Here is a 17008-nt window from a genome sequence, read left to right as displayed (position 1 = left end):
TGGGCATGCCCAGCCACGAGCTTCTTCGTCGTCATTCGTTCGCGAAGAGCGAATTTGCCGATCAACTGCGCGGCGCGAATATCGCCATCGCTTTCGCCAGCGAAATGGTTGCCGCCGGCAAGCTCACAAAAAGGGAGTTTCGTGAGTATGAAGCTCATTTGTGGCACCAGATGCTTGACGAACTTCCGGTCGAGCAGTTCTCGGAAATGATGAAGGATGGTTCGCTTGAGGAACTCGAGAAGCTGGCGCGCGGATACGATGACCGCCGCGACTCCCACGACGTTCTTGAGCAACGAAAGGCTATCGAACGAAAGGTCAAGGCAGACGCGCTCGAGCAGAAATGGCTTGAAGGCAAGATCGACAGCAAGACCTACGCGCAACTTTCTCGGGAGCACGTCGGGCGCAGCGAGCGGTTGGATAAGCTGATCGCCGACGAAGACCACGAAGGGGCTGCACTCGAGGCGTTCGGGGATCGGTATGGAGACAGCCGCGATCTCGGCAGCGAGCTTGAGCGTTATCTGAACGAGAGATATGGCAGCGGAACGAAGCCTGACGGCCGCAAGGTTGAGCCGTTCTCGCTGAAGCGCGATGACCGATCGAACTGGGAAAAGGCAACCGACGACGACGGTATCACTGACCTCGACATGTTGGCTGATCTTGATCGCGGTGAGGTCGTTGGGCATCATCCAAACGGTTACGTCGAGCATGACACTGTGCTTCATCCGTTCAGCAATGGAAACCAAGGCAACGAAGGCGCTGATGGCTGAGCAGGATGAGAAGACGGGCCAGTTTCTGCCCGGCAACAAAGGCAACGGCGGCCGGCGCAAGGGCGCGCGCAACCGGTTGCATGCGGATTTTGTCGTCGCGCTTCAGGAGCACTTCACCGAATTCGGCAAAGCCGCGATCGACATCGTCTTCAAGGAAAGTCCGAAGGACTACCTGAAGATCATCACAGCCGTGCTGCCGAAGGAATTCATCCTTGAGGATGGCCGCCTCGACGCGATGGGAGACGAAGAAATTGCAGAATACCTCGCCGAGATTCGACGCCTCAAAGCTGAGCAAATTGGAAGCGGAGCTGACGGCGGAGCAAAAGCGACGCTCAACTGAAAACCGGCTGAAATATTATCGGCCTTACCCCAAGCAGCGATCCTTCCATGAAGCTGGCCTGGTGTATCGCGAGCGGCTGTTTCGTGCGGCCAACCAAGTCGGCAAGACGATCGCCGGCGGATTTGAAGCGGCCATGCACGCGACCGGCCGCTATCCTGACGATTGGAAAGGTAAGGTCTTCAACGAGCCCACCTATGCCTGGGTGGGTAGCCCCACCGGCGAGACGCTACGCGACAACCCGCAGCGCATCTTGCTCGGTCGCGTGGGCCAGCATGGCACCGGCTCAATTCCGAAGGATGCCATCGTCGAGACGGTGCCGGGCGCCGGCGTGCCTGACTTGGTCGGCAGCATCATTGTTCGTTGGGGCGGCGGTGGTGACGTCCAGGCAGGTCACAGCTCTATCGGCTTGAAGTCCTACGTTCAGGGCCGTGAGAAGTGGCAGGGCGAGAGCCTGCACTGGCTTTGGTTCGATGAGGAGCCGCCAGAGGACATTTATTCGGAAGGACTGACACGCACCAACGTCACCGCCGGCCCGGTCTGGCTTACGTTCACGCCCCTGCTCGGCATGTCGGAAGTCGTGCGACGCTTCCTGCTCGAGAAGTCGCCCGACCGTCACGATACGTCCATGACGATCGAGGAAGCCGAGCACTACACCCCCGAGCAGCGGAAAAAGATCGTCGCCAGCTACCCGGCCCATGAGCGGGACGCGCGCACCAAGGGCATTCCGATCCTGGGCTCTGGCCGCATCTTCCCGGTCACTGAGGAATCGATCACGGTGGCTCCGTTCGAGATCCCTACCCACTGGCATCGCATCGGCGGCATGGACTTCGGCTGGGACCATCCTTTTGCCGCGGTGGAGCTGGCCTGGGATGCCGATCAGGACATTGTCTACGTGATTAAGGCCCACCGGCTGCGGGAAGCCACTCCGGTCATGCACGCGGCCGCTATCCGGTCCTGGGGCCCCCTGCCCTGGGCCTGGCCTCGGGACGGCCGCCGGGAGACACTGGAGGGGGCCGGCGTGGCGCTGGCCGAACAGTACCGGGCCCAGCAGCTCAACATGCTGGCCCTGCATGCGCAGTTTGAGGACGGCTCAGTGAGCGTCGAGGCCGGGCTGATGGACATGCTAACCCGGATGGAGACGGGCAAGCTCAAGGTGCTCAGCACCCTGCTCGATTGGTTCGAGGAATTCCGGCTGTACCACCGCAAGGATGGCAAGGTGGTGAAGCTGGGGGACGACCTGCTTTCAGCGACCCGCTACGGGATGATGATGCTGCGCTTCGCAGAGCAGATCTATCGGCGGGACAAGCCGCGGCGCCGGCGGGGGTTCTTCTGGGGCGGCGGGCACGACAGCGGCGCCTGGATGAGTGGGTAATTCCCATGGCCCTGAACTGGACTTGTGAGAGCATCCGCCTATCTCTGTTTTCGTCCGAGGCGGCAGCGCAAAACCTTGCATGTCACCTAATGTCTAAGTTGTGACACTCTTTCAGATGCTTGTTCCAGTTGCGCGGATCAGAGGCTGGGTGATAGCATTGGCAAGCTCCCGATCCGTCACAGCAATCCAGAGCGCCCTTACATTGTCTTCAGCTTATTAAGATAGAGTTCCATTGTGGCCTGCCGTCTCTTGATCTGGCCTGGTCGCGCCATTTACTATTTGGCAACCGGAAAATCACAGTGAAATTCATCGATCATATACAAATGGCGTACTTCACAGTTCCTAGACCGGACCCGCTGGACGCTGGGAAGGTTTGGGCGTTGATTTATGGAGAGCCTGGCCCGGATGAATTCCGGCGGATTCCAAACAGTCCTGGAAAGCAGACCATTGCGGGCGGCGCCACACCGCAAGGACAGGTCACGATTAGCAGCCAGATCGGTCGAATAGACCTAACGGTCAATGTGCCGCCTGATGCGGTAGGGGATCAACCTTTTCTCGACAATCCAGTAGCGATTCTAGCCGAGCTCACCAAGGGAGCCGCGCTGATACAGGAGCAATGCCCGCTGACCCGGGGAGCTTTCGTTTTGAATCAGCTTCTCCCGCTCGAGGGATCTGCAACGGATATGATCGAGGCGCAGACGGGAGCAAAATTCCCGAAAAACTCGATTGATCCAATGATTCAATACAATATTCAGGCAACAGAGGATGGTTCGTCGACTTTTCAAGTGAATCAATTGTCAACCTGGTCAGTAGCCAACTTGCAGCTAGTGCAATTTGATACAACTGGTGCAACTCCCTTTGCCGTGAGAACTGATCAGCGGCTCTCTCACAAAGTGGACGTCAATACTGTGCCGAACCAGTCGCTTCAGAACGTCGATGTGGCACACGTTTTTACGCGCCTCGCTGAGCGAGCTGCCGCGCGCCTTGAAAATCCAACGAGTGGTTCCGATGCTTAGATTTACGCACTCGTCCCAGCCTAATTCGATCGAGGTTACACCGCCGGCAAAAAAGGCAGAGCCGCTTTCGGCTACAAATCTCGTAGTTCGATACAAAGCGGACAGCGCTGTGCATCTCTCGATGCTTCAGAAGGTAAGTCCGAACGAAACCTATGAACCTCTGATCTATAGGCGAGTCTACGGCCGATCGTCGCCTGCGATAGATGAAGGCCCGGCCGCGAGCGCCTTAGCAAGTGTTAAGCAGCGATATGACGAGATCGAAAAACGCTTAGGTGCTTTGGCAAAGGCGGATAAAGAGGAAGCCGTCGAGCGCGGCGCCGTACAAACAGCAATCGCGGTCCTAAATCAGATTGAGAAAGCTCAGCTACCTCCTCCTAAGATTGCGACCCAAGACCATGAAGCCATCATCATGCTCTGGGCGGAAGGCATGAAGCGATGTGCCATCACGATAACGGACGGTGAAGTCGGCTATGTTGTTCGCGACAATCGCCAGTTGCTGACGGCGAAGGACTCTATCAATATACATGAGTTCAAATTGTTGGGATACACACCGGCTTTAAAATGACCGTTACTCTTGAAGAAGATGATAGCATCGCGCGGTGCATTATCTTTCCGCGCTTCTTTTCTGAAGATCAAGTTCATCTCGACGAGTTGCTCTGGCGCTTTGAAAACTCTGGCGAAGATGGCTGCGGACATGAGTCCGGCGTACTTAGGCGATTGGTGCCGGAAACCGAGCAGGTACATCAAATTGGCTGTGGCATCGCCGCCATCCAGAATCAGACCGCGAAGTCTCGTCGATATTATTGCGGTTTTAGAAACGCCAGATACGGCGCCATCCCGCTCAATGGACCTGATTACATTCTGACTATCACAAACACGGTCGAACATGGGCAAGAGTCTCACCTGGACTTTGCTTTAAAGATCACGGTCGAAGGAAAGAGCGCGCGCAATAGAGCGAAGGCGAACGCTCGAATTGCTATAGCGGAGGCTTTTGGGCCCGCGATCCCTCACACCTGCGATTGCGATGCTGCGGACAATGAGCATCCATTCAAGCGCTTTGGCGATGAATGCCTAAATGGGAAGGGGACGTTTCTAGCTGTCGCATAATTAGCCCCTTCAGAGCCGGGTTTTGTGGGGTCTGCAATCACACCATTGCGAGGCGACAACAGCTCGGCTTTTGTAAAAACCACCGCCTTGGTCAGATCTCGAAATCCGACCTTCAGCGTGTACCATCCCTGACTATCAATATTCGGATTCCAACGCATGCGAGCCGTCGGAAGCTTCGCTTGATCGCTGGCTTTGCGCTCCCGGTACTTGTCCACCCGCGTCGAACGTGGCGGCAGAAATAAGCACAGCAATTCCGGATGCGAGGCGCGCAAACCAATCCGGTTCAGGTGCCGGCATGTAACCATCTCCACAGGAGCCAGCCACTGAGCACAAGGGCGGCGACGACAAATTCGATGCGGCGCGGGCGCATGGCCTAATCGATCTTTGTACAAGTGCCGATGGATACTGATGGTGTGTCACCACCGTTATCGCCACCCACGTAACCCACAATATAAGCGGAAAGGTAGCGGTTGTTTGCCGGATTGAACCGAAATTCCGAGAGCGAAACGTTGCACCTAAGCCAGTCATCGCCCCAGATTTCGACCGGCCGTTGATAATCCTTAACAGCCTTGCAAGGACGGGCTTCGTTCGATCCAGCTTCGGCAATCGTCACAGCAAAGCTGTTCACGGTCGTGAGCTCGGTCCAGCTAAACTGCTTTTCGCGCCTACTGTTCAGAAACTGTAGCCTTAAAACGAATGGTTTGTCGGACTTAAACTGGGCTGACGTCCATTTTTGAAGTTGCGGATTGTATTTGACGCCACCAGAAGCTTCGTTGGTGCAGTAGTAGGTTGCGTTTTTAGGCTCGATCGCGTTTGCAGAGCGTGCGCAGACTAACAGCGCCGCTAGAGCCGATTGCCATTTCATCGAAGCCCCTTCGCTGGCCGCTATCAGCGATTCAGGATTGTCAAGTTGTGCGACGTCTGAGAGCCGGGATTGGTACCAGCCGACATATTGTTGAACTTGCGCTCGTCCGTTTCCATCGCCAATCGGAGGCCCTCGCAATTCTGAGGCGCGGCCGGATTGGCAGCGAGGCAGGCCTTGTACTGATCAGCTGACGTCCGGTAATCGTTCCTCGCCTCGATCTTGGCGGCGACGCCGCAGCCACCTAGCAGGCTGACTACAGACATCGAGATCAACGCGCGCGATCCAGTCCAAACAATCTTCTGCATGGTGCCCCTCCCCCTCCCGGTCATACAACCGCAGCGGGCGCCCAAAGGCAATGCCCCGAAGGGGGGTGGATTTTTTACCAAATCAGGAGCAGCATGTCCGTGGGTGTGAGAACCCGGACCGAAATAGGCTGGCGATCGATTGGCGTCGATTGCTGCCGAAAGCGCGGAAGGCCTTGGCGGGCCTTCTAGGCGCTAAGGAGCGCCTTGGCGGGCGCGCCGTTCTGGCTTTATGCCGGGGGCGTTGCGCCATGTCCAGAGCCGAGAGGCTTAAAAGCGCGACGACCTGTCTTTCGGCAGGTTCTCACCCCCCGGCTGCCCGGTCCGTTTCCGGGTAACGGCTGTGAGAGGCCATACCGAAAGCACCACCATGGAAAACGTCAGAGAACTGCCTGCGGACTCGCCACACGCGCTCCCGCCGGGCCTCGCTACCCAACAGCGGGCGCGTGAAACCTCGCTCCAGCGCCTCGCCAGACTCAGGAAAGAGGCTTCGGCCGAAATAGAGCGGCTGATCGCCTTTCTGGACGCCTCCGACCCCTACGTCGCCACCGAGCTCGAGGACGACATATCGGCCGACGTAGAGGACGACGATCCCGCCGAGGATGACGATCCGGCGGAGAACGACCACGATGATGAGCCGTCCCTGGGGAGCCTCGACCACTACCACAGCCAAGAGCGATGGTCCGCGGGTGGCCGGCGCGACCTGGAGCAGGACCACGCCGAATTCGGCATCGGAGACATGGAAGGTTTGCTTGAGCAGGTGGGATCGCAAAGCTGGCAACTGGACGGGTACGTCTGATGCGCCTGATCCGAGCCTTATGGGCACTTCACCGGCTTAGGTGGGCCCGCAAACGCGCTGAGCGGCGCCTGTGCGGCCGCTAAACGCGTGCCCGCCGGCTTTACCGCCGGCGGGCACGCCTAAAGGCTAGACTTCACTGGAGCGAAGGTGCAATCTTTGAACATTTCAACGTTTGCTGGAGGGTCAAATGTTTCGATTGCCTCTAGTTGCCGTACTCCTGCTATTTGCTTCGCCGAGTTTAGCGCGCAGCGGCACATTTGTGCTCTGCACTGGTAACACCGTCGAGGATGGGGTCAGAAAACTTTACTATTCACGACCCGCGCGCCCCACTGACTGGCCTATGCTCGACATAGAGGCTGCGTTCCTCGCTCGATTGCAGTCCAACGGCCATCAAGCAGCCGTCCACTGCAGCCCGATCGCATCGGAGGAATCCGAGGCGTTTGAACAAGCAAGGCGGATCGTGAAAACGTATCGTGATCAAGGTTACAGCGTGGAGGAATACGGCTCTACACCGTAGCAAGGGACGGCCTCGGCTGAATTAGTCCCTCGGCATCCTCAGCCACAGCTCCACCATAAACCAAAACGATGGGCGTCCAGATGAGCAGCAGCGCCGCCGCCATCAGTAGTTCTCTACGTCTCGGCCAAAGCTCGCAGCCGATGATCCCCAGCAGCATGCCAAGGATCAGCCCGATTAGCGCTTCCATCGTTCGCCCCTGCTCACGTCAGGCCAAGCGCCGGCTGCTACCGGGATTGCTACCCAACTGGTTGGGACGACGTAGAATGAGCAAGGACGAAAGCAGCGCTGACCTGACATTTTGCCAGACAAATCAGCATCTAACGGGACAATGCCGGACAGTCCGGCATAGCCGTTTCAGAATTTCAAGACCGGTGCCTTAAACCACTCGGCCACCCTTCCAGAGCCTGGAATGGCTGTCGCTTAACCCAGTCGCCCGCGCAAGGCAACGCGAAGTTGGCCCGCCCTCGCCTTCCGGCTGTTGTCAGGCAAGCGTCAGCCTGTTCGCTTAAGCTGTGCCTTCGCAAATTCCCGGACACTGGCGACATCTCCCAGGGCGTCGCTGGTTGCGAGGCCCGGCCGGATTGGTCTCCATACCCGGGCCTCGTTTTGCGCTTCGCCAAAAGCAAACGGCGCCCCGCGAGGAGCGCCGCTTCGATTTTGCGCTGCCGCTTCGGCTCAGTAGCCGCAGGACGCGCAGTTCATCTGCACCGGGGCGTAATAGGAATAGCCCGGCGAGACCATCTCGACGCGCTGGCGGGTGGCGTATTGCGGCGGGATGCGCTCGTACTGGACGCTGGGCGGGGCGACCATCACGGTCTGCGGCACCATCACGGTGCGATACTGCGCCGGCGTGCGATGCGCGACCACGGCGCCGGGCGATACCATCACGGTCTCGTCGACGGTGCGGTATTGCGGCGGCACATATTGCTGCTGATAGCAGGTTGTGCACGGCGGCGGCGTGTAGCAATTGTAGCAGCCGGCGGAGGCCGCGCCCGTCATGGAGATCGCGGCGACGGCCGTTGAGAAAACGACAGCAAGAGTACGAGACATTGGTGCGGTGCCCCAGTTGCCCGAAATGGATTTGCGAAGGTGGCCGCTAGTATACGCCGCAACATCGCAAGCTGCCGAACTTCATCGGGGCATCCTTAACGCGAACAGCCGGCTTGCGCCGGCCGTTCAGAACTTATTGACCATCCGCGTGAGGCGAACGATGCGTGCTCACTTCGCGCGCCGCTTCACCTCGCGCACCGCGCCGCGCGCGGCGCTGGTGGTGAGCGCGGCATAGGCCTGCAGCGCAGTGGAGACGTTGCGCTTGCGATTGGTCGGCTGCCAGGCGGCATCGCCCTTCGCCTCCTCCGCGGCGCGGCGCCTGGCGAGCTCCTCGTCGGAGACTTCGAGGCTGATGCTGCGGTTCGGAATGTCGATGGCGATGCGGTCGCCGTCGCGCACGAGGCCGATGTTGCCGCCCTCGGCGGCTTCCGGCGACAGATGGCCGATCGACAGGCCGGACGAGCCGCCGGAGAAGCGACCGTCGGTGACGAGCGCGCAAGCCTTGCCGAGGCCCATCGATTTCAGATAGCTGGTCGGATACAGCATCTCCTGCATGCCGGGGCCGCCGCGCGGGCCTTCATAGCGCACCACGACGACCTCCCCGGCGACGACCTTGCCGCCCAGAATGCCTTCGACCGCGGCGTCCTGGCTCTCGAACACGCGCGCCGGGCCGGAGAATTTCAGGATCGAGGCATCGACGCCGGCGGTCTTCACGATGCAGCCGTCCTGCGCGAGATTGCCGTAGAGCACGGCGAGACCGCCGTCCTTGCTGAAGGCGTGTTCGAGATCGCGCACCACGCCCTTCTCGCGATCGGCATCGAGCTCGTCGTAACGGCGCTCCTGGCTGAAGGCGACCTGCGTCGGGATGCCGCCGGGCGAGGCGCGATAGAAGGTGCGCACCGTCTCGCTCTTGGTGCGCTTGATGTCCCAGCGCTCCAGCGCCTCGTTCATGGTCGGCGCGTGCACGGTCGTAACAGAGGTGTCGATCAAGCCGGCGCGATCGAGCTCGCCGAGGATGCCCATGATGCCGCCGGCACGATGCACGTCCTCGACGTGCACGTCGGCGACCGACGGGGCGACCTTGCAGAGCACGGGCACGCGGCGCGACAGCCGGTCGATGTCGCGCATGGTGAACTCGACCTGCCCTTCATGGGCGGCGGCGAGCAGATGCAGCACGGTGTTGGTCGAGCCGCCCATGGCGATGTCGAGGGTCATCGCGTTCTCGAACGCCTTGAAGTTGGCGATGTTGCGCGGCAGCACGGAGGCGTCGTCCTGCTCGTAATAGCGGCGGACCAGGTCGACGATGGTGTGGCCGGCCTCGACGAACAGCCGCTTGCGGTCGGCATGGGTTGCGACCACCGAGCCGTTGCCGGGCAGTGCGAGGCCCAGCGCCTCGGTCAGGCAGTTCATGGAATTGGCCGTGAACATGCCCGAGCAGGAGCCGCAGGTCGGGCACGCCGAGCGCTCGATCACCTTGACGTCCTCGTCGCTGACCTTGCTATCGGCCGCGGCCACCATGGCGTCGATGAGGTCGACGGCCTTGGTCTTGCCGGCGAGCTTGACCTTGCCGGCTTCCATCGGCCCGCCCGAGACGAACACGGCGGGGATGTTGAGCCTCAGCGCTGCCATCAGCATGCCGGGCGTGATCTTGTCGCAGTTGGAGATGCAGACGAGGCCGTCGGCGCAATGCGCGTTGGCCATGTACTCGACGCTATCGGCGATCAGCTCGCGCGACGGCAGGCTGTAGAGCATGCCGTCATGGCCCATGGCGATGCCGTCGTCGACCGCGATGGTGTTGAACTCCTTGGCGACGCCACCGGCCTGCTCGATCTCGCGGGCCACGAGCTGGCCGAGGTCCTTCAGGTGGACATGGCCGGGCACGAACTGGGTGAAGGAATTGACCACCGCGATGATCGGCTTGCCGAAATCGGCATCCTTCATGCCCGTCGCGCGCCAGAGGCCGCGGGCGCCCGCCATGTTGCGGCCGTGGGTGGTGGTGCGGGAGCGATAGGCTGGCATGGCGGTTTCCGTCCTCGGGGTTTGGCTGCCTGAGCGGGAAAATATGGAGCCGCCTCAGGCCTTTCCGGCCGGATAGCGCACGGACCCGGCGGGCGCAACGGGAACTTGGGTCGGACAGGGCTCCCCTGCTCCCGGCGCGGGGGGCTCGCACGTGCCCCGGACGCAGCGCAGCGTTATCCCGGCGATGCGAAGCATCGTCCGGAGTGACGGTGCGCTGCAGAGCCGGGGCCCATGTGGCAGTGGGTGCTCGTGGCTCCTGGGTCCCGGCTCGCGCTTCGCGCGTCCGGGACACGAGACCCCCTATTGCAATGTCGGATCAAGCCGGTCGCGCAGCCAGTCGCCGATCACGGAGACGGCGAGCGTGGTGACCACGATGGTGGTCGCCGGCGCCAGCATGATCCAGGGCGCGCGGGTCAGATATTCGCGGCCGTAGCCGACCATGTTGCCGAGGCTGGTCATCGGCGGCTGCACGCCGAGGCCGAGGAAGGATAGGCCTGACTCCATCAGGATCACTTCGGGGAACACCAGCGTGGTCGAGACGATCAGGGTCGAGGCAATGTTCGGCAGGATGTGCCGGAGATAGATCCGCGACGGCGTCGCCCCTAACTGGCGGACGGCGGCGGCGTAGCCCTGCGCGTTGGCGGAGATGGCGAGACCGCGCGCGATACGGGCATAACGTTCCCAGCCGAACAGGCCCATCAGGCCGACCAGGAGCGGCAGCGAGTTGCCGAAAAAGGCGAGCACGGCCAGCGCCATGATCAGGAACGGCATGCTGGCCTGGAAGTCGGACAGCATCAGGACGAGCTGCTCGATGGCTCCGCGAAAATGCGCGGCGAGGAAGCCGAGCACGGTGCCGACCACGGCCGAGATCGCGGTGGCGCCGAACGCGATCAGCAGCGAGATGCGAATGGAAACGAGCAGCCGCGACAGCACGTCCCGGCCAAGCTCGTCGGTGCCGAGCCAGTGCGCGGCATTGCCGGGCGCGGCCAGCCGGTTGCGCAGGTCGAGCTGCGTGAAGCCGTAGGGCGCGATCTTCTCCGCGAAGGCCGCGATCAGCAGCATCGCGACGATCCAGGTGACCGCCAGCGCGACCGAGACCGGAATGGCCGGCAGGCTGAAGCGGCGTGAAAACGCTTTGGCATCCTTCAGCGTCGCGTCGGTCATGCATGCGCTCCCTTGCTGCGCAGGCGCGGATCGAGGAAGCCGTAGAGGAAGTCGACGACCAGGTTGGACGTCACCATGGTCATCGCAACCAGCAGCAGGATACATTGCACCACCGCGAGATCGCGATTGGCAACCGCAACGACAAGCAGCCGCCCTACTCCCGGCCAGGCGAACACGCTCTCGACCACGACGGCGCCTGCGATCAGCGTGCCCACCATGAAGCCGAGGATGGTCACGGTCGGGATCGCTGCATTCGGCAGTGCATGCGAGGTCACGACCTTGCGCCAGGGCACGCCTTTTGCGGATGCGGTGCGGATGTAGGGCTGGCCCAGCACCTCCAGCATGGCGCTGCGGGTGAAGCGCGCCAGCACCGCGGCGCCGCCGAGACTGAGCGTTGCGATCGGCAGGATGGCGTGGCGCCAACTGTCCTGCCCGCCCGAAGGCAGCCAGCCGAGCTGCACGGCGAAGACGAGCACCAGCAGCAGCGCGAGCACGAAGCTCGGGACGGTAAAGCCGGCGACCGCCGTCATCATCACGGCGCGGTCGATTCCCGAGCCGCGATGCAGCGCGGCGTAGATCCCTGCGGGAACGCCGAGGGCGACCTTGAAGAAGAACGCCGGCAGGGTCAGCGCCAGCGTCGCCGGGATGCGTTCCAGCACCAGCTCGATCGCGGGCCGGCCGTCGCGCATGGAGCGGCCGAGCTCGCCCTTGGCGATGGCTCCGAAATAATCGAAATATTGAGCCCAGATCGGATCATCGAGGCCCCAGGCCTTGCGAAACGCCGCCAGCACCTCCGGCGGTGCCTCAGGCCCCAGGATCATCAGCGCGGGATCGCCTGACAGCCGCAACACGACGAAGGCGAAGGTGACGACGAGCACGATCGTCAGTGCCGCGCGTCCGATCCGGATGGCGAAATAGCGTCCCATCACGCCGCGTCCCGTGTCGCAGCGCCAGTGACGAGATGGCAGGCGACCTGCCTGTCGCCACCGACCGCGGACAGCGCCGGCACCTCGCGCGCACAACGCGCAATGGCGCGTGGGCAGCGCGGATGGAAGGCGCAGCCCGTGGGACGCGCGGCCGGGTTCGGTGGATCGCCTGACAGCAGGATGCGGCCGGCACTGCGACGGCCCGGCGCGGGCGAGGCCGAGACAAGGGCCTGGGTGTAGGGATGCTCGGGCCGCGCAAACAGATCGTCGGCGCTGCCGATCTCGACGATGCGGCCGAGATACATCACGGCGACGACGTTGCTGATCTGCCTGACGACGCGCAGATCGTGGCTGATGAACAGCAGCGTCAGCGACAGCTGCGCCTGGAGATCGCAAAGCAGGTTCACCACCTGGGCCTGGATCGAGACGTCGAGCGCGCTGACCGGCTCATCGCAAACCAGGAAATCCGGCTTCGTGGCCAGCGCCCGCGCCAGCACGATGCGCTGACGCTGGCCGCCGGAGAGCGCGCCGGGATAGCGTGCGCCATGCGCCGGCGTGAGCTCGACGGCGCGCAGCAGCTCGCGGACGCGCTCGTCGCGCGCGGCAGGCGTGCCGAGGCCGTGAATGTCGAGCGGCTCGCGGATCTGCGTTGCGACCGGCAGCCGCCGGTCCAGCGCGCCGAGCGGATCCTGAAAGATCATCTGCATCCGCGCGCGCTGCGCACGCCATGCCGTCGTCCCAGGCGCGGCCATCGGCTTGCCGTCGAACCGTACCTCGCCGCTGTCAGGCGGCTCGAGGCCGAGCACGATGCGGCCCGTGGTGGATTTGCCTGAACCCGATTCGCCGACGAGGCCCAGCGTTTGGCCTTTGGCAATCGTGAGCGACACGCCATCGACGGCGTGCACGGCCGCAGCTCGCCCGAACATTCCGGAGCGCATCGCATAGGTGCGCGAGATCGCGGAGACCTCGACGAGCGGCGGACTCATTCGGCGGCAATCCCGAGCAGCGCGCGGCGCGAGACCTCGGCGCGAACGCAGGCGACGCTGCGGTCATCGGCGATCGGCGCGAGGGTCGGCGCCGCAAGGCCACATGCGTCCGCGACCAGCGCGCAGCGCGGCGCGAAGGCGCAGCCGCCGGGCATGTGCGCGGGATCCGGCACCGTGCCGGGAATGGCGGTGAGGCGCCGCCGCGGACCATCGAGCGGCGGCAGCGCGCCGATCAACCCTTGCGCATAGGGATGCACGGGATCGGCGAACAGCTGGTTGCTCGGGGCCTGCTCGACGATGCGGCCGGCATACATCACCGCGACGCGGTCGCAATTCTCCGCGACGACGCCGAGGTCGTGGCTGATCAGCACCATGGCCATGCCGAGCTCGCGGCGCACAGTTGAAAGCAGCTCCAGGATCTGCGCCTGAATGGTGGCATCGAGCGCGGTGGTCGGCTCGTCCGCGATGAGGAGATCGGGATTGCCGGCCAGCGCCATCGCAATCATGATGCGCTGGACCTGGCCGCCGGAGAATTCGTGCGGATAGGCCTCGAGCCGCCGGCCTGCGTCGGGGATGCCGACGAGATCGAGCAGCCGCCGCGCCTCCGCCTTCACGGCGTTGCCTTGGAGATCGCGATGCAGCGCCAGCGCTTCGCAAAGCTGCCTGCGGATGGTCAGCACCGGGTTGAGCGCGCTCGCCGGATCCTGGAAGATCATGGCGATGCGCCCGCCCCTGACCTGGTCGAGCTCGGCGGCCGGCGCGCCGAGAATCGGGCGCCCGTCGAGCCGCACCGAGCCAGAGACTTGCGCATGGCGCGGCAACAGCCCTAGCGCGGCCAGCCACGTCACCGACTTGCCGGAGCCGGACTCACCGACGAGGCCGACGGCCTCGCCCTTCTGCAAGGCAATATCGACGCCGCGCAGAACCGGCACGCCATTGAAGGCGACGCGCAAGTCCTCGATGCTGACCAGCGGCGTCACCTTCACACCTCGAAATTGCCGGCGCGGAAATCCATCGCAAAGGCGGGCGCCGCCTTCCACTTGATCGATTTCGGCTTGGCCGTGAAGGTCGCGTTCTGGTGCAGCACCGTGTAGGCGGGGTCCTCGCGCTCGGCGATCTCGAGCATACGGTGGAACGCCTTCTTGCGGGCGGCCCGGTCGGTCGAGGTCTCCAGGAACTCGGAGAGCGTGTTCAGCTCGGTGTTGGTCCATTCGCCGATCTGCTGCTGCTGGCCGTTAGGGCCGTGCTGGGCGACCAGCGACGAGACCGGATCGTTGAAGGCGGCCGAGTTCGACCAGTCGCGCACGGCGCGCGTCGGCGCACGCTCCATGATCTGCGACCAGTTCTCCTTGGTCTCGATCTGCACGTTGAGGCCGACCGACTTCCACATCTCGACCAGGATCTGCGCGGTGGCGACCTGGTTGGTGTAGTAATTGTTGAGCAGGCGATACGGGATCGGGTCGCCCTTGTAATTGGCCTGCTTCAGCAGATCCTGCGCAAGCTTGGGATCATAGGCCGGCACGCTCCAGTCGGCGTTGAACATGTCGCCGTAGAACTCCCATTGCAGCCCCTTCGGCACCCGGGTGCGGCCGGCCCACAGGCTGTCGACGATCGCCTGGCGATCGATCGCGTGGGTGAAGGCGCGCCGCACCAGCGGATTGGCGAGCACGGCGTGGTTCTTGTCGAACACGGTGAGGCGGTGATTCTGAATCGTGCCGCCCTGCACTTCGAAGGCGGAATTCTTCTCGATGCCGGCGATCTGGTCCGGCGGGATGTCGCAGGCGAACTGGTATTCGCCAGAGAGCAGGCCGTTGATGCGGCTCGCGACCTCAGGCACTTCGAGGAAGCGGATGCGCTTGAGCGGCGGCCGGCCGCCCCAATATTCGTCGTGGGCTTCCAGCGTCAGCGAGACGTCGGGCTTGAGCTCGACGACCTTGTAGGGGCCGGTCGTCACCGGCTTGCGGGCCCAATCGAGATAGCTCGCCGCCTCTTCCCAGGCGCGGCGGTTCATGATGTCGGAGCCATAGCGCGACAGCCGGCCCTCGATCGTGACGTCGGGCGTCGCGTTGTAGAAGCGCACCGTGTACTTGTCGACGGCATCGACGCGCACGAGGTCCGGCCAGATGCGGCGGGCGACGGCGGGAACGTCCGGCGGCAGCTCCTTGCCCGGGCGCGGAGTCGGGATCTTCTCGAACGCTTTGATGGTGGAGCGGTTCTTGGCCTCGGTCTCGCCGAACATGCGTTCGCGGCTGAAGGTGAAGACGACGTCTTCCGCCGTGAGCTCGTCCCCGTTGTGGAACTTGACGCCCTGGCGCAGCTTCACCTCGACGGTCTGGTCGTCGATGCGGCGCCATTCGGTGGCAAGGCCCGGCACGGCTTCGAGTTTGCCGCGCCAATTCTTCGAGATCAGGCCTTCCCAGATCGAGGAGAAGAACACCCGTTCGCCGACATTGGACTGCTCGCGCAGCACATCGAGCACGTTCGCATTCGTGACCTTCTGGACTGCGATGGTCACGGAGGGACGGTTGTCGCCTTGCGCGATGGCAAAGCGCGGCAGCAGCAAGGTGCTTGCGGCGGCGCCGCCGGATTTCAGGATGGTGCGACGGGTGAGTTTGCTCATGAGGATGACCCCTGCCCTTTGCGATGTCGGTTATTCGGCGAGACCGAGCGCGGCGAGATGCGCCGCGCCCTTACGGACGTCGTCGTGATTGCGGAGTTCGAGGATCAGCCGCGGATTCGACGTCAGCCGGCCGAGCGCGCGGAATACGGCGACCCAGGGAATATTGCCCTCGCCCGGCGCCCAGTGCCGGTCGGCAAAGCCGTCGGTGTCCTGCAGGTGCACATGCGTCAGCATGTCGCCGGCGGTCTCGACGTAATAGTCGACCGGCGGCGCACCGGTGGAGATGTGGGCGTAATTGGCATGCCCAGTGTCGAGAGAAACGCGGACCTTGCTGCTTTCCAGCGCCTTGGCGAGGCGCACGCGGTCGCGCGGATCCTTGTCCTCGATGTTCTCGATGACGATCTCGCAGCCGATCGTCTCGGCACGCGCAATCACCTCGGCGAGCGTCGCCTTGACGCGCTCGACGATATTGGCGCGGTTCTCGGGATCGAGATCGAGATTGTTGTGGTCCCAGGTCGTGAACGGCGAATGGATTACCATCTGCGTCGCGCCGAGGAACTCGGCGGCCTCAAGGCCCTGCAGCAGGCGCTTGGTCACGGCCTGGCGGATCATCGGATCGTGGCTGTCGATTTTGAAGCCCCAGAACGGGCCATGGATGCCGAGCCGGCCGCTGTGACCGGTGAGCATCTGCTTGATCTCGCTTGCGGTTGCGCGCCAGTCGCTATCGAGCAGATCGGCGCGGAAGAAGTCCTGGATTTCCAGATCGCGCTGCTTTTCGAGTAGCCAGTCACGATGCGCGGGGATCGATTTGATGGACAATGCGGCGCCCAGCACCGGCTTCGACATGGCATGCTCCTTCGTCGTCAGCGATGACGGGGAGCAGCGCTAGACCAGTTCAATGACAGGCCCGTGAAATGCGTCTTCCGCAGCGTGGACGAGATGTGGACATCCTGCCCGCGCGTGCTGCGGTTCAAGCAGCAGCAATGATCGCTTGCAAGCGATGCCGAACGGGCACAAGGCAAGCGCTATCGTGTCCGTAGTGATCCGGAATGGAATCCCAGCCGTCCTTCGCGTACATCGCGGGACATCGATCGGCGGCTACTTCCACGGGCATCACCCTCTGATCGCGCTACATGGGGTTGGGGGACCACATGGGGC

At 62.9% G+C, this 17008-nt stretch carries 18 protein-coding genes; 7 read left to right on the top strand and 11 right to left on the bottom strand.

Annotated elements, in window-relative coordinates; genetic code table 11:
* Positions 1 to 5: 5 nt before the first annotated feature.
* From HZZ16_RS32880 to HZZ16_RS32855, 6 genes are all read left to right on the top strand, one after another.
* Positions 6 to 767 carry a hypothetical protein gene (locus HZZ16_RS32880; RefSeq protein WP_197954429.1) on the top strand — a complete coding sequence of 254 codons (762 nt, stop codon included), beginning with the start codon at positions 6 to 8 and terminating at the stop codon, positions 765 to 767.
* Complete coding sequence (locus tag HZZ16_RS32875; RefSeq protein WP_197954428.1) at positions 760 to 1107, top strand: hypothetical protein; 348 nt, start codon at positions 760 to 762, stop codon at positions 1105 to 1107. Before HZZ16_RS32880 ends, HZZ16_RS32875 begins: the two co-directional genes overlap by 8 nt.
* Positions 1019 to 2479 (top strand): terminase large subunit domain-containing protein, encoded by a 1461-nt coding sequence (locus HZZ16_RS32870; protein ID WP_246510600.1) that lies wholly within the window; start codon positions 1019 to 1021, stop codon positions 2477 to 2479. Before HZZ16_RS32875 ends, HZZ16_RS32870 begins: the two co-directional genes overlap by 89 nt.
* A gap of 299 nt (positions 2480 to 2778) precedes the next feature.
* Positions 2779 to 3495, top strand: coding sequence for a hypothetical protein (locus HZZ16_RS32865; protein ID WP_197954427.1), 717 nt, complete (start codon positions 2779 to 2781; stop codon positions 3493 to 3495).
* Between the two features lie 121 nt (positions 3496 to 3616).
* Positions 3617 to 4060, top strand: a complete 444-nt coding sequence (locus HZZ16_RS32860) for a hypothetical protein (protein ID WP_197954426.1) — start codon at positions 3617 to 3619, stop codon at positions 4058 to 4060.
* A complete protein-coding gene (locus tag HZZ16_RS32855) occupies positions 4057 to 4602 on the top strand; it encodes a hypothetical protein (RefSeq protein WP_197954425.1) in 546 nt (181 codons plus the stop codon). Before HZZ16_RS32860 ends, HZZ16_RS32855 begins: the two co-directional genes overlap by 4 nt.
* A gap of 373 nt (positions 4603 to 4975) precedes the next feature.
* Here the strand turns inward: HZZ16_RS32855 and HZZ16_RS32850 are convergent, their stop codons facing one another.
* On the bottom strand, positions 4976 to 5467 hold the full coding sequence (locus tag HZZ16_RS32850) for a hypothetical protein (protein ID WP_197954424.1): 492 nt from the start codon (positions 5465 to 5467) through the stop codon (positions 4976 to 4978).
* A 23-nt stretch (positions 5468 to 5490) separates the two neighbouring features.
* Positions 5491 to 5772, bottom strand: coding sequence for a hypothetical protein (locus HZZ16_RS32845; RefSeq protein WP_197954423.1), 282 nt, complete (start codon positions 5770 to 5772; stop codon positions 5491 to 5493).
* A gap of 367 nt (positions 5773 to 6139) precedes the next feature.
* Between HZZ16_RS32845 and HZZ16_RS32840 the strand changes: the two genes are divergently transcribed.
* Complete coding sequence (locus tag HZZ16_RS32840) at positions 6140 to 6568, top strand: hypothetical protein (protein ID WP_197954422.1); 429 nt, start codon at positions 6140 to 6142, stop codon at positions 6566 to 6568.
* Positions 6569 to 7074: 506 nt separating this feature from the next.
* Here the strand turns inward: HZZ16_RS32840 and HZZ16_RS32835 are convergent.
* From HZZ16_RS32835 to HZZ16_RS32795, 9 genes are all read right to left on the bottom strand, one after another.
* A complete protein-coding gene (locus HZZ16_RS32835; RefSeq protein ID WP_197954420.1) occupies positions 7075 to 7272 on the bottom strand; it encodes a hypothetical protein in 198 nt (65 codons plus the stop codon).
* A 488-nt stretch (positions 7273 to 7760) separates the two neighbouring features.
* A complete protein-coding gene (locus HZZ16_RS32830; protein ID WP_197954537.1) occupies positions 7761 to 8084 on the bottom strand; it encodes a hypothetical protein in 324 nt (107 codons plus the stop codon).
* Between the two features lie 219 nt (positions 8085 to 8303).
* Complete coding sequence (gene ilvD, locus HZZ16_RS32825) at positions 8304 to 10154, bottom strand: dihydroxy-acid dehydratase (protein ID WP_197954419.1); 1851 nt, start codon at positions 10152 to 10154, stop codon at positions 8304 to 8306.
* 300 nt (positions 10155 to 10454) lie between these two features.
* Positions 10455 to 11318: an ABC transporter permease gene (locus HZZ16_RS32820; protein WP_197954418.1), complete on the bottom strand. Its 864-nt coding sequence runs from the start codon at positions 11316 to 11318 to the stop codon at positions 10455 to 10457.
* Positions 11315 to 12244 (bottom strand): ABC transporter permease, encoded by a 930-nt coding sequence (locus tag HZZ16_RS32815; RefSeq protein WP_197954417.1) that lies wholly within the window; start codon positions 12242 to 12244, stop codon positions 11315 to 11317. The genes HZZ16_RS32820 and HZZ16_RS32815 overlap by 4 nt, the downstream gene beginning before the upstream one ends.
* The gene (locus HZZ16_RS32810; protein ID WP_197954416.1) at positions 12244 to 13230 is read right to left on the bottom strand and encodes an ABC transporter ATP-binding protein; all 987 of its coding nucleotides are present in this window, start codon (positions 13228 to 13230) and stop codon (positions 12244 to 12246) included. Before HZZ16_RS32810 ends, HZZ16_RS32815 begins: the two co-directional genes overlap by 1 nt.
* Positions 13227 to 14210, bottom strand: coding sequence for an ABC transporter ATP-binding protein (locus tag HZZ16_RS32805; RefSeq protein ID WP_197954415.1), 984 nt, complete (start codon positions 14208 to 14210; stop codon positions 13227 to 13229). The genes HZZ16_RS32810 and HZZ16_RS32805 overlap by 4 nt, the downstream gene beginning before the upstream one ends.
* 2 nt (positions 14211 to 14212) lie before the next feature.
* Positions 14213 to 15850 carry an ABC transporter substrate-binding protein gene (locus HZZ16_RS32800; RefSeq protein WP_197954414.1) on the bottom strand — a complete coding sequence of 546 codons (1638 nt, stop codon included), beginning with the start codon at positions 15848 to 15850 and terminating at the stop codon, positions 14213 to 14215.
* Positions 15851 to 15880: 30 nt separating this feature from the next.
* Entirely contained in the window at positions 15881 to 16696 is an 816-nt protein-coding gene (locus HZZ16_RS32795) for a sugar phosphate isomerase/epimerase family protein (RefSeq protein ID WP_197954413.1), read from the bottom strand.
* Positions 16697 to 17008: the final 312 nt, after the last annotated feature.

Source organism: Bradyrhizobium glycinis (genome assembly GCF_016031655.1).
GTDB lineage: Bacteria > Pseudomonadota > Alphaproteobacteria > Rhizobiales > Xanthobacteraceae > Bradyrhizobium > Bradyrhizobium glycinis.
Note: the sequence above shows the minus strand (reverse complement) of the source record. Positions and strands in the feature narration are given on the sequence as shown.